Consider the following 12,146-nt stretch of genomic DNA (forward strand, 5'->3'; position numbering starts at 1 on the left):
TGGCTGAATCCGAGCCTAAACAAAAAGCCGCGTTGTGAATAACGCGGCTTTTTTCGTTCCAACGCATCCGATTTACAACGCTCATACATGCGTCCCGCCACTCTGCAATATCAGCAGGCAAAGAAGACCATCATGCTTTTCTGGCATCAAAAAAGAAAAATGTTTCTGAAACTGTCGTAATATTTCACATTGTTGCTCCCACGCAAGTGGGAAAAGAGGATTTAAAAAAATCCGATGTCTGTTTATTTTTGTTTGCTTTGATAGGGGAAAAAGAAATGTCGAATCGTCTACTGCGTATCTTGCCGCTCTGCCTGACCGGCGTCTTGCTGAGTGCCTGTTCCACCATGGACATGGGCAATAGCGGCGCAAAAACTGCTGCTACCGGATCAGCCGGCGGTGCCAATGCACAAAATGCCAATGCCTCACTCGAACGCTGCGACCGTCCGCTGGGCACCATGGCTATCATCGAAGATACCAGCGCACCTTGGTATGGTGTCCTGACCGGCCAATACAAACTCGGTTCGACTGTTCCTGTCCTCAAGCTGCTGGTACAGCAATCAAACTGCTTCGTCGTAGTCGAACGCGGCCGTGGCATGACAGCCATGATGGGCGAGCGCCAATTGGAGCAATCCGGCGAATTGCGTAAAAAATCAAATTTCGGCAAAGGCAAAATAGTCGCAGCAGACTATGGCCTCAATCCATCGATTACCTTCAGCAACAACAACGCCGGTGGCATGGGTGGCAGCGTCGCCGGTTTGCTGGGCGGTGGTCTGGGTAGTGCAGTTGCCGGCCTGGCCGGCAACGTCAACAGCAAAGAAGCCAGCACATTGCTGAATCTGGTCGACAACCGCTCGGGCGTACAAATCGCAGCCGCTGAAGGTAGCGCCAAGAGCATGGACTTCGGTGCCATGGGCCAACTCTTCGGCTCCAGCGCACGCGGCAGTCTGGGTGGTTATTCCAACACGGCTGAAGGCAAAGTTATCGTAGCCGCCTTTACCGATTCTTATAACAACATCGTGCGCGCGGTGAAAAACTACCGTCAACAAAACGTGGCTGGCGGTCTCGGTACCGGTGGTCAGCTTTCCGTTCAAGGTGACGATTCCAAACCAACTGCCAAGAAGAAAAAGGCTGCGGCCAAGCCAGCAGCAACAACAGCTGCTCAGTAATCACTGAGGCGACACTGGCAAGTACCGAACAGTACTGCCATGTTCTTCGATACGGCGACCAATATGGTCGCCGTAGTCATTTCCAGCGAGCTATTTGTGTTGCCATATTTCCCCCTGTTCCTATACAGTGAAGCGACTTCCACCCAACCAGGAGTCGCAAAATGAAAATAATCACGACCAGCTGTTTGTCCGCCCTGCTGTTGTTAGGCACCATCTCTGCCAGCCACGCTGCCGAGCCACTTACCGGCTGTGCGGCCAAACGCCAGGAAGTACACACCCAAATTGAGCAAGCCCGTGCACATGGCAACAAGGCACAGGAAAAGAAACTGAATATCGCACTCCAGAAAATCATCGATCACTGCACCGATGAAGGCTTGCGACGTGAGCGCGAAGCCGACGTTAAGAAGAAAGAACATAAGGTAGCGGAACGTAAAGCCGAACTGGAAAAAGCCCAAGCCAGCGGCAAAACAAAGAAAATCACCAGCCAACAAAAAAAACTGCAAGAAGCAGAAACCGAACTACAAGAAGCCAAGGCTAAACTTTCGCAATAACTGTTGAACGGCCCCACATTCTGGGGGTCTTAATTGCACATGGAATTCAACTTCATTTCCCCCAGAAAGAACGCGCTGGTCTACATCATCAAGATCCTCTCCGGTTCATTGATCTTGTGGTACGGACTACGCGCGCTCGGTTTGCATGAGCCTTATTGGGCGATGATCTCGCTCATCATCGTGACCGAACCAGACATGACCGTCGCCAAAGCCAACTTCAAGGCACGACTGGTCAACACCATTTCCGGCTGTGTGATCGCCTGCTTGTCATTGGTAATTTTTGGCGCGACCTTCTTCGCCATGCTGATCGCGATGACGCTGGCCGTCATCGTTGCCATGCTGTGGCAAAACTATCCAAGCAACTGGCGCTTGGGACCGGTGACGGTGGTGATTCTGATGTCCGCTGCGTTTTCGGGTGGCGGCGTGGATGAAGAGTTGCATCTCGCACTATTGCGCGTATCCGAAGTCATGGCCGGTAGCATCGTCGCGTTGCTGCAAACCGTCATCTATATGCAAATCCAGAAATGGCAGCGCAATGATTCCTGAACTACGAGGCACACGCGTACTCTTGCGCGCGTGGAAGGATAGCGACCTTGCACCTTTTGCTGCAATGAATGCTGATCCTGAAGTGATGCAACATTTCCCTGCCATCTTGAGTCGCAGCGAAAGCGATCAGCTCGTTGCACGTATACCTGAATATTTTGAACAACATGGCTTCGGCTTATGGGCACTGGAAATTCCAGGTGAGTTTCCTTTTGCCGGCTTCGTTGGTCTGCTACGCGTATCTTTCGATGCGCACTTCACACCCGCAGTAGAGATAGCTTGGCGCTTGACACGTTCAGCATGGGGAAAGTCTTATGCCACCGAAGCTGCGCAATGCGTGCTGAAGTATGCTTTTGAAGTAGAACAATTACAGGAAGTGGTCTCGTTCACCGTACCAGCCAATCTGCGCTCACAAGCCGTGATGCAACGCCTGGGCATGCATACCAAAGCTGAAGATAATTTCGAGCATCCGAAACTACCGTCTGGACATCCACTGCGAGAGCATGTTTTGTACAAACTCAAGCGCTCTGAATGGATATCCCAATAAAAAACACGCTTGCCACTTTTCTATAGCAAGCGTGTTTTCCTGATAGACAAAGAGCCTTACTTGCCTTATCAACCCTGCATTATGCTTTTCACCTCTTCTCCAGCACGCCATATCCGATAACGCACCTCTACACCCTTAGGCACATACACCACCACAGGCAAACGGCTGTTATAACGAATCAGATAAGGATTGCCGCCTAGCGTAATAAAGCGAGCGACTTTGGGTGCATTCGGATCGACTGCCATCATAGTGCCAGCCAACGGTCCGACTTTAGGTACGACGTAACGTGTATAGCCCCAGCCTTCAATATTTTTTTCTTCAATTTTCCCACCGAAGAAATAGCGATTTCTTTCATCGGTAGACACTTCTTTTCCGACTATCAGCTCCACCTTGAAGGCCGCCTCGTCCTCTTGCGGAGGAAGCTGCAGTACATGTCGCGTCATTCCCTTCTCAGGTAGAGGAAATGCTTTCATATCATCTGCGGCATGTGCAATCGGCATCACAATCAGTAATGCAAAAAATGTGGATATCCATGCTGTTTTCATGCGTCCTCCTGAGGTCTGACATTGAAATTTTTAGAGATAAAAAACGTCGTTTTATCGCCCGCCTGTCACATCCAGAAAACTACCCGTTGTATAAGATGCCTTGTCCGATAACAGCCACAACACAGCTTGCGCCACTTCATGCGCTTCGCCGCCACGCTGCATCGGGATATTGCCTTTGACGCGATCCACGCGTCCCGGCTCGCCGCCGCTGGCATGAATTTCTGTGTAGATTACACCCGGACGCACCGCATTGACGCGTATACCTTCGGTTGCGACTTCTTTTGCCAAACCTACCGTCATGGTATCGATAGCACCTTTAGAGGCAGCATAATCGACATATTCACCCGGGCCACCGGCGCGTGCGGCGACCGATGAAGTATTGACGATGGCACCACCAGAGCCGCCATGCAATGTAGACATGCGCTTAACCGCTTCACGCGCACATAAAAAACTGCCGACTATATTCGTCGTAAAGATGCGCTGCATACGCGCCGCATCCATTTGATCGACGCGCATTTGTGTTTCCAGAATGCCGGCGTTGTTGACCAAGGCTGTCAAAGTGCCATATCGTTTATCGACGGTTTCAAACAAATGCAGAATATCGGCCTCCACCGCCACATCTGCAGCAACTGCCATAGCCTCACCGCCCGCTTGCACGATCGCATCGACCACAGCATCTGCTGCCGCCTTGTTCTTCACATAACTGATGCACACGGCATAGCCATCGGCTGCACCGAGTTTGGCAATCTCTGCACCTATCCCGCGACTACCACCAGTCACGATCATTATTTTTTTGCTCATGAAGCGTCCTTTGTATTTTCAATCGCGTCACATTGCATGCCCTACATTAAAATACCAGCATGCCAGCTTCTAGCCAAACTTCCCTGCTGACCGGCTTTCCGCCTGTCATCGACCATCGAACTGAAATTTTGATTCTGGGCAGCTTCCCCGGCAAAGCTTCGTTGACTGCGCAACAATACTACGCGCACCCACGCAACCAATTCTGGCGCTTGATCTCCACCTTGATCAATGAAGATCTCGTCATACTGCCTTACGACGACAAGTTAAAGCGATTACAAGCTCATTCCATAGGCTTATGGGACGTGATCGCCGCTTGCGCACGCGAAGGTAGCCTGGATAGCGCTATCCGCTTGGCGCAGCACAATGACTTTGCCCAACTCAAACAGGAATGTCCAAATCTGCGTCGTGTTTGCTTTAATGGCAAGACATCGGGCAAGCAGGAAGCCTTATTCGCCCAGGCCGGCTTTGAAACCTTCATCCTGCCCTCGTCCTCACCTGCCTACGCCATGATGACATTTGAGCAGAAGCTGACGGTTTGGCGCGGTATCATGCAGTAAGTAAAAAAATCTCTCACACCGAATTCATGCTGATCAAACGAAAATCCATAGAAGCCGACGCCAATCTGAAAAGTGGTCCCGGCAAAAAATCTCCTCCACCTGCCAAACCGAAACCAGTTCGCAAAGTGAAATTTGCGCCGGTCACGCTATCCGAACAATTCGGCATACGTTATCTGCATTTCGGTACCGAATGGGTGCAAGGCGCGATGCGCATCAGCAAGCCCGACTGGATAGAACTGGAATATGCGCAACAGATGATGGCGTGGATGCTGTTCAACGAGAAACCGCAGCACATCGTGCAACTCGGCCTCGGCACCGGCGCATTGACCAAGTTCAGCTATAAGCGTTTTCCCGAAACACGCGTCACTGCGGTCGATCTGAATCCATCCGTCATCACGATCTGCTACTCGATGTTCAAGCTGCCGCAGAATGACGAGCGCCTGACCGTGATCGAAATGGATGCGCTGGAATACGTCAATGATCCGGCCAATCTGGGGCGCATCGATGCCTTGCAGGTTGATCTGTACGACGCCACTGCACGCGGCCCGGTGTTGGATACGCCAGAGTTTTATCAAGCCTGTGCTGCCTGTTTGACGCCGGATGGCATCATGACGGTCAACTTGTTCGGTGATCACCCAAGCTATGCAAAAAATCTGAGTGCTATGCACTTTGCATTCGATACAGTGATCTCCTTGCCAGAAGTTCATGAAGGCAATGTGATTGCCATCGCCTTCAATGCAAAACCCACACTGGATATGACCGCTCTGTACGAACGTGCGGCACAAATTACTGCAGCGACCAAGCTGCCGGCCAAATCGTGGGTAAATGGCATCAAGGCGTGGCAAGCACAGCAATAACGACTAAACCGTGTGTTAACATCAGTCCAACTGTTCCATCTTACGGGTCATGGTTATGCCAACTGCTTCCATCACATCAATTGCCACGAACAAGGCCCCGCCCAAGAAGCTGGATTTACAGCAGATTTTTACCTGGCTGCTGGCAGATGGCATCGTTACAAAAGAAGGCGTCAAGGTCTTCTATAATCAGGCACAGAGCATTTACAAGAATGCATCGATAGCGATGCATCCCTTGGTGGCAGTAGCGCAATGCAAACTGCTGACTGCCAATGAACCGCACCGCCCCGTCACACTGGACTGGCTGACCGAATGGCTGGCGGGCAAAGTCAAATTACCGTTCTTCCGCATAGACCCGCTCAAAATCGATTTCACCCGCGTCGCGGATGTGATGTCGGCTTCGTATGCAACACGCTTCCACATCCTGCCGGTTGAGCTCACGCCTAGCGAATTGGTAGTCGCCACATCTGAACCCTTCTCAACCGAATGGGAAGCAGAGATTGCCAAGATCACCCGTCGCAACGTCAAACTGGTCATCGCCAATCCGCTCGATATCGCGCAATACACGACGCAATTTTTTGCGCTGGCAAAATCGATCAAGGGCGCGAAGAAGCTGAACGGCCAGGACGTTGCCTTACGCAACAACTTCGAACAATTAGTTGAACTGGGCAATCACAAACAAGTCGATGCCAACGATCAGCACATCATCAACATCGTCGATTGGTTGTGGCAATACGCGTTCGAGCAACGCGCGTCCGATATTCATCTGGAACCCAAGCGCGAATTCTGTGCGATACGCTTCCGTATCGATGGCGTGCTGCATCAGGTTTACCAAGTACCGCCAACCGTCATGATCGCGATGACTGCGCGTATCAAGTTGCTAGGCCGTATGGACGTGATTGAAAAACGGAGGCCGCAAGACGGCCGTATCAAGACACGCACCAACAATGGCCAGGAAGTTGAATTACGTTTATCGACAATGCCAACCGCCTTCGGCGAAAAACTGGTGATGCGGATTTTTGATCCCGATGTCGTCGTTAAATCACTGCCTGAACTCGGCTTCCCGCCAGACGATGCAGAGCGTTGGGATAACCTGACAACCAGACCGCACGGCATCATACTCGTCACTGGTCCGACCGGTTCCGGCAAGACCACGACGCTGTACACAACCTTAAAAGCGCTGGCGACCAGCGAAGTCAATGTCTGTACCGTGGAAGATCCGATTGAAATGGTTGAGGGATCGTTCAATCAAATGCAGGTGCAGCACGGCATCGATTTATCGTTCGCCGATGGCGTGCGCTCGCTGATGCGACAGGATCCCGACATCATCATGGTCGGCGAGATACGTGATCTGGAAACGGCAGAGATGGCGATCCAGGCTGCGTTGACAGGCCACTTGGTGCTCTCCACACTGCACACCAACGATGCACCATCTGCCGTGATGCGCCTGCTGGAACTCGGCGTACCGTACTACCTGCTGGAATCAACCTTGATCGGCATCATGGCGCAGCGCCTGACACGCACCTTGTGCACACACTGCAAATCGCCAGATGGCGAAATGCTGGACGACGTTTGGCTCAGCCTGAGTGAAGGCTGGGATCTGCCCAAACCTACCACCATCTATAGACCTGTTGGCTGTCCTGAATGCCGGCAAACCGGCTATCGCGGCCGTACCGGTTTGTATGAATTGCTGACTGTCACACAATCCTTCTCCAAAATGATCAAGGCAGAAACCGATATTCATCAATTGAAGCAGCAAAGCATAGCCGACGGTATGAAGCCGCTGCGACTGGCTGGTGCATTGAAAATCATCGAAGGCGTCACCACAGCAGAAGAAGTCTTGAAGGTGACAGCAGCACTCACCTGACAAGGCAACACATCAACGCAAGCCGTTCATCCCATCATGAACGACCATCTCGGAGAACAGTGATGAATGGCACGATGAAATCCATATTAGGTTTGTTCCTGACGTTTTGTTTGAGCACCGTCTACGCTCAAACCGCGGAAAAGGTCGTCGATATTCCGACCAGACCGGGCATAACGCAACGCATGCTCGTAATCACACCACCCGCACCCAAAGCTGCTGTCATTTTGCTCGCTGGTGGTCATGGTGGCTTGCAAATTGCACCTGGTGGATCTATCCATTGGGGCAAAGATAATTTCCTGGTGCGAGCCCGACAACTCTTCGCCAATCAAGGTTTTCTGGTTGTGCTAGTTGATGCGCCATCCGATCGCCTGTCCTCGCCATTTTTACGAGGCTTTCGCCAAACCCCAGAGCATTTGGCTGATATGAAAGCTGTCATTGCCTGGACACGCGGGCAGACAAAGACGCCAGTCTGGCTGGTTGGCACCAGTCGCGGCACACAATCGGCAGCTTTTGTCGCGACGCAACTGCCGCCGCCAGAAGGACCGGATGGCTTGGCTCTTACATCAACCATACTGGTCGATAGCGAAGGACCGTCCGTACTCTCCATGCCTATGGACACGCTGAAGATTCCCGTACTGGTGGTTCATCATGAGCAAGATGGCTGCAGACTCTGCATCTTCAGTCTCACATCCAATTTGATGGATAAACTGCGTGACGCACCGAAGAAGCAGTTGATTTCCTTCACCGGCGGCGAAGATGTGGGTGATGCCTGCAACTCACGTGCGCATCACGGCTTTAATGGACTGGACAATGATGTAGTTGGAAAGATGTCAGAGTGGATGCTCGCCAATTGATAAACGTCATGGCAAAGTAACTTCCATCAAATATGCTCAGCAAAGTGCAAATACATTGCTATAGTGAGACCACAAGCGATATCGCGCTGCTTGATTAACTGCAATACATTTTTTCACGGAGAACATCATGGGCAAAAGTCAGGACAGCAAGAAGGCAGTGAAGAAAGAACCTGCCAAAACAATGAAGGAAAAAAAGGAAGCGAAGAAACTGAAGAAAGAAGAATCTAAGCGTCAATAATTCTTCAGCTTTGATCTCCATCATCAGCACGCTTATAGCGTGCTGATTTCAATTCAAGGTCTGCTTTTTCAACATCCAGTATCTATTTGCAGAATCATGGTGATGGAAAACTAATCGTGATTTTCAGGCCAGGATGGGCAGCATTGCCATCGCCCGAGTTCGCCAGTGCAATCTCGGCGCCATGCAACACAGCAATATCGCGCACGATAGACAAGCCCAGACCTGCGCCACCGATATTTTTTTGCTGTGCTGATGGTGAGCGATAAAAGGCTGAGAAGACCCGTTCGCGATCTTCTTTGGGAATACCTATACCGCTATCTTCCACTTCCAGTATCGCGCGTTGCGCAAGCGCATCCCGCCGCACATGCAAAATAATCTTGCCACTTACCGGCGTGTAATGAATGGCGTTGTCCACCACATTACTAATCAGCTCGTGCAACAACAATGCATGCCCCTTGATCATCACTTCTTCGGGCGCATCAAATGACAGATCAATTTGTTTTTTAACCGCGGCAGGTGCATGCTCCAAACCAACTTGACGCGTCACTTCGGTGAGAGAAACCGGCGTGATATCGCTTTCAGCCATACCGTGTTCAGCACGTGCCAAGGTCAACAAACGATTGGCCAGATGGGCGGTGGATTCGGTTGTGCCAGCGATGCTTTCGACTATCTCGCGCATCTCCTGCCATGCGCGCGCATCGTTGGGATTGCGATCCAATTGACGTAGCGCCAATTCAGCCTGCGTCTTCAGCACCGTCAGCGGTGTACGCAGTTGGTGCGAGGCATCCGCAATAAAGCGACGCTGACTGGTAATCAGTGCCTGCAAACGTCCCATATAACCATTCATTGCAGCGACCAGAGGACGTACTTCCTTGTGCACCCGATCAGCGTCAAAATCCGCCAAATCAGTCAATGAACGCGCCTCCACTTGCGCCTTCAATTGCATCAATGGACGCAATACCAAACGCACTGCAAACCACACCAGCAAGGCGGCCACCATTACCAGCAAGCCTTGACGCCATAAAGTACTAAAGAGAATTTGACGCGTCAGATCGCTGCGCGCATCCATGGTTTCACCAACCTGAATCAAGGCGATACCGCGCATGGAATCGTCATAGACCGGTTGATACAAGGCAGCAATGCGAACCTGTTGACCTTGATAAGTGGCGTGATAAAAGTGCACCAGTGCCGGATAGATTTCCGAACGTGGCACATCCGGCGGCAATGCCGGCAAATCTGCGTAACCGGAAACAAACTCACCATGCGTACCGGTTACCTTGTAGTAAATCCGTCCCAGCGTATCGGTTTCAAAACTATCCAGCGCCACATACGGTACGTCAGCCACTACCTTGCCATTCACCACAGAAACGCGTTCTGCCAATGCTCGCGTTGACGCCAGCAAGGCACGGTCGTACGCCAGATCGGCCACGTCCAAAGCATTGCGATAAACAGAGAAAGCATCCAGTGCGACCACCAGCAATAGCGGCACCAACAGCCAGCGCAATAGCTGGCCGCGCAAACTGCCCATGGATTTGATTGGCTTGGCGGCTGCGCTTGTAGTCATTTCTTGGCAGCGACTTCTAACAGATAACCGAGACCGCGCAAGGTCGTGATGGCAACCACGCCATCGCCATCGCGTTGCAACTTCTTGCGCAGGCGATGAATATAGATTTCGATGGCATCGGGGTTGGCATCGTCCACCAGTGCAAATACTTCATCGAATAGTTTTTCCTTCGATACGGCGCGCCCGGCACGACTGATCAAAACTTCCAGCACTGCATGTTCACGCGGCGTCAGTGCCAAAGCTGCATCGCCATAGCTGAACATGCGCGATACCGTATCGAAACTTAATGCACCGCAACTATATACAGGTGCTTCACCACCTTGCGCACGACGCAGCAAGGCTTTGACGCGTGCTTCCAACTCGACCAATTCAAACGGTTTGGCCAGATAATCGTCCGCACCGAGATTCAAACCCTGTACCCTGTCCTGCAAACCGCCGCGTGCTGTCAGTATCAATACCGGCGTTTTGCTGCCGCGGGCGCGCAAACGTTTCAATACTTCCAAACCATCCATCTTGGGCAAGGTCAAATCGAGTATCACCAGCGCGTATTGTTGTGTATGCAACAAGCTATCGGCATCGGCACCGTTCATCGCACATTCGACCGACCAATGCGCATCTTGCAGCGCCTTGGTCAGCCAACGCGATAACTCAACATGATCTTCTATCAGTAAAATTCGCATGGCCTTGTACGCACAGGTAAGAAAATATAGCCGCCAATACTCACACAGAAAATCGCCGTTGGCAAAATTCCGGGCTTCCGGAACACATCTCACGGGCTTGTGTGAAATGCGTTCTATGAAAGGTAATTGAAAGATTCGAGCCGTTATGATGAAAAAAACGAGTAATGCATCTGCATTCAATGCTGCATCAACCGGCTGGCTCGATCCAGCTGGATGCATCATCAGCCCGCATGAATTTGCTGTAAAGAAATTTATGGTGGCTGGGCAGACAATAAAACCGAGTCGCACGAAAACGAGCGACCGAATAGAGGATGGCAGGAGACAATGACTACACCGATCAAGTTGATTTGTGCACTCAGTGCATGCATCACATTCAGCGCTTATGCAGCAGCGCCGGTGCAATGCGTCGCGCCTGCCAAACCCGGTGGCGGCATGTCCGTCACCTGCAAGCTGATACAGCAAGGCTTGCAAAGCACCGATAAAGATATCGACGTCAAGATCAGCTACATGCCCGGCGGCATAGGTGCAGTCGCCTGGAACTCCTTCGTCACACAACGCCGCGCCGAAGCCGATACGCTAGTGGCCTTCTCCGGCGGCTCACTGATGAATCTGGCACAAGGCAAATACGGCCATGCCGATGTCAAGAATGTACGCTGGGTCGCAGCAATAGGTGTCGATTACGGCATGATAGCCGTGCGCAACGACTCACCCTACAAGACACTGCGCGACTTGATGGAAGCGCTCAAGCAGCAGCCATCCAAAATCACCATAGGCACAGCAGGCACCGTCGGCAGTCAGGACTGGCTCAAGGTTTCATTGCTGGCCAAGCAAAGCAAGATTAATCCCAAGAGTTTGCGTTTCGTTGCGCTAGAAGGTGGCGGCGAAGCATTCACTGCCCTGCGCGCCGGCCATGTACAAGTGATCTCCGGCGATGCCTCCGAAGCAACCCTGCATACCGATGGCGAAATTCGCGTCCTCGCCATCCTGTCCGAAAAACGTTTGCCCGGTGTATTAGCCAATGTGCCGACCGCCATCGAACAAGGCATAGATATCAGCTGGCCCATCATACGCGGCTTCTACATGGGACCGCAGGTCAGCGACGAAGCATACAAGCGCTGGGTGCACACCTTCGATCAGATGATGGCGACGCCTGAATTCAACCGATTACGTGCTGCTAATGGCTTGTACCCGATAGCCCTGACCGGCGACCAATTAACCCACTACATCAATAAAACCGTTGAAGACTATCGCAAACAATCCGACCAACTTGGCCTGATCAGATAGTTCTGGCCACGCCGATTCGTTCGGCAAAAAAATTCCGTGAAGCGCACAAGGCGGCAAGTCTGTTTGGACTTGCTCTGGGTTCCCTGCGCCTTATT

13 protein-coding genes are annotated in these 12,146 nt (G+C 51.8%); 9 read left to right on the forward strand and 4 right to left on the reverse strand.

Going from position 1 to position 12,146, the window contains the following annotated elements; genetic code table 11:
- Window positions 1-275 precede the first annotated feature (275 nt).
- The 4 genes from BQ6873_RS07875 (at window position 276) to BQ6873_RS07890 (ending at window position 2,807) form a co-directional block, all read left to right on the forward strand.
- Window positions 276-1,166 (forward strand): CsgG/HfaB family protein, encoded by an 891-nt coding sequence (locus BQ6873_RS07875; protein WP_076592154.1) that lies wholly within the window; start codon window positions 276-278, stop codon window positions 1,164-1,166.
- Between the two features lie 161 nt (window positions 1,167-1,327).
- Window positions 1,328-1,717: a DUF1090 domain-containing protein gene (locus BQ6873_RS07880; RefSeq protein ID WP_076592155.1), complete on the forward strand. Its 390-nt coding sequence runs from the start codon at window positions 1,328-1,330 to the stop codon at window positions 1,715-1,717.
- 39 nt (window positions 1,718-1,756) lie between these two features.
- Entirely contained in the window at window positions 1,757-2,263 is a 507-nt protein-coding gene (locus BQ6873_RS07885) for an FUSC family protein (RefSeq protein WP_076592156.1), read from the forward strand.
- Entirely contained in the window at window positions 2,253-2,807 is a 555-nt protein-coding gene (locus BQ6873_RS07890) for a GNAT family N-acetyltransferase (RefSeq protein WP_076592157.1), read from the forward strand. Before BQ6873_RS07885 ends, BQ6873_RS07890 begins: the two co-directional genes overlap by 11 nt.
- 68 nt (window positions 2,808-2,875) lie before the next feature.
- Here BQ6873_RS07890 and BQ6873_RS07895 read toward each other — a convergent pair whose 3' ends face one another.
- Together BQ6873_RS07895 and BQ6873_RS07900 are read right to left on the reverse strand one after the other, a co-directional pair.
- A complete protein-coding gene (locus BQ6873_RS07895; RefSeq protein WP_076592158.1) occupies window positions 2,876-3,352 on the reverse strand; it encodes an ecotin in 477 nt (158 codons plus the stop codon).
- Window positions 3,353-3,403: 51 nt separating this feature from the next.
- Entirely contained in the window at window positions 3,404-4,153 is a 750-nt protein-coding gene (locus BQ6873_RS07900; protein ID WP_076592159.1) for an SDR family oxidoreductase, read from the reverse strand.
- 83 nt (window positions 4,154-4,236) lie between these two features.
- Between BQ6873_RS07900 and BQ6873_RS07905 the strand changes: the two genes are divergently transcribed.
- The 4 genes from BQ6873_RS07905 to BQ6873_RS07920 all read left to right on the forward strand — a co-directional run bounded on the left by BQ6873_RS07905 (window position 4,237) and on the right by BQ6873_RS07920 (window position 8,285).
- Entirely contained in the window at window positions 4,237-4,710 is a 474-nt protein-coding gene (locus BQ6873_RS07905) for a DNA-deoxyinosine glycosylase (protein WP_076594013.1), read from the forward strand.
- Between the two features lie 26 nt (window positions 4,711-4,736).
- Window positions 4,737-5,567, forward strand: coding sequence for a spermine/spermidine synthase domain-containing protein (locus BQ6873_RS07910; protein ID WP_076592160.1), 831 nt, complete (start codon window positions 4,737-4,739; stop codon window positions 5,565-5,567).
- Window positions 5,568-5,622: 55 nt separating this feature from the next.
- On the forward strand, window positions 5,623-7,431 hold the full coding sequence (locus tag BQ6873_RS07915; protein WP_076594014.1) for a GspE/PulE family protein: 1,809 nt from the start codon (window positions 5,623-5,625) through the stop codon (window positions 7,429-7,431).
- A 74-nt stretch (window positions 7,432-7,505) separates the two neighbouring features.
- Window positions 7,506-8,285, forward strand: coding sequence for an alpha/beta hydrolase family protein (locus BQ6873_RS07920; protein ID WP_231949300.1), 780 nt, complete (start codon window positions 7,506-7,508; stop codon window positions 8,283-8,285).
- Window positions 8,286-8,617: 332 nt separating this feature from the next.
- On the opposite strand, the gene BQ6873_RS07925 is transcribed toward BQ6873_RS07920, so the two are convergent.
- Together BQ6873_RS07925 and BQ6873_RS07930 are read right to left on the reverse strand one after the other, a co-directional pair.
- Window positions 8,618-10,087, reverse strand: coding sequence for a sensor histidine kinase (locus BQ6873_RS07925; RefSeq protein ID WP_076592162.1), 1,470 nt, complete (start codon window positions 10,085-10,087; stop codon window positions 8,618-8,620).
- Window positions 10,084-10,767 (reverse strand): response regulator, encoded by a 684-nt coding sequence (locus tag BQ6873_RS07930; protein ID WP_076592163.1) that lies wholly within the window; start codon window positions 10,765-10,767, stop codon window positions 10,084-10,086. Before BQ6873_RS07930 ends, BQ6873_RS07925 begins: the two co-directional genes overlap by 4 nt.
- Window positions 10,768-11,091: 324 nt before the next feature.
- Between BQ6873_RS07930 and BQ6873_RS07935 the strand changes: the two genes are divergently transcribed.
- Window positions 11,092-12,051: a Bug family tripartite tricarboxylate transporter substrate binding protein gene (locus BQ6873_RS07935; RefSeq protein ID WP_076592164.1), complete on the forward strand. Its 960-nt coding sequence runs from the start codon at window positions 11,092-11,094 to the stop codon at window positions 12,049-12,051.
- The last annotated feature ends 95 nt before the right edge of the window (window positions 12,052-12,146 follow it).

The sequence above is a fragment of the Herminiimonas arsenitoxidans genome (genome assembly GCF_900130075.1).
GTDB classification, from domain to species: Bacteria; Pseudomonadota; Gammaproteobacteria; order Burkholderiales; family Burkholderiaceae_D; genus Oxalicibacterium; species Oxalicibacterium arsenitoxidans.

Bases quoted from the DNA above. Each gene is read 5' to 3' on its own strand.
- BQ6873_RS07875 (WP_076592154.1), top strand. From the start codon at position 276: ATGTCGAATCGTCTACTGCGTATCTTGCCGCTCTGCCTGACCGGCGTC.
- BQ6873_RS07880 (WP_076592155.1), top strand. From the start codon at position 1,328: ATGAAAATAATCACGACCAGCTGTTTGTCCGCCCTGCTGTTGTTAGGC.
- BQ6873_RS07885 (WP_076592156.1), top strand. From the start codon at position 1,757: ATGGAATTCAACTTCATTTCCCCCAGAAAGAACGCGCTGGTCTACATC.
- BQ6873_RS07890 (WP_076592157.1), top strand. From the start codon at position 2,253: ATGATTCCTGAACTACGAGGCACACGCGTACTCTTGCGCGCGTGGAAG.
- BQ6873_RS07895 (WP_076592158.1), bottom strand. From the start codon at position 3,352: ATGAAAACAGCATGGATATCCACATTTTTTGCATTACTGATTGTGATG.
- BQ6873_RS07900 (WP_076592159.1), bottom strand. From the start codon at position 4,153: ATGAGCAAAAAAATAATGATCGTGACTGGTGGTAGTCGCGGGATAGGT.
- BQ6873_RS07910 (WP_076592160.1), top strand. From the start codon at position 4,737: ATGCTGATCAAACGAAAATCCATAGAAGCCGACGCCAATCTGAAAAGT.
- BQ6873_RS07915 (WP_076594014.1), top strand. From the start codon at position 5,623: ATGCCAACTGCTTCCATCACATCAATTGCCACGAACAAGGCCCCGCCC.
- BQ6873_RS07920 (WP_231949300.1), top strand. From the start codon at position 7,506: ATGAAATCCATATTAGGTTTGTTCCTGACGTTTTGTTTGAGCACCGTC.
- BQ6873_RS07925 (WP_076592162.1), bottom strand. From the start codon at position 10,087: ATGACTACAAGCGCAGCCGCCAAGCCAATCAAATCCATGGGCAGTTTG.
- BQ6873_RS07930 (WP_076592163.1), bottom strand. From the start codon at position 10,767: ATGCGAATTTTACTGATAGAAGATCATGTTGAGTTATCGCGTTGGCTG.
- BQ6873_RS07935 (WP_076592164.1), top strand. From the start codon at position 11,092: ATGACTACACCGATCAAGTTGATTTGTGCACTCAGTGCATGCATCACA.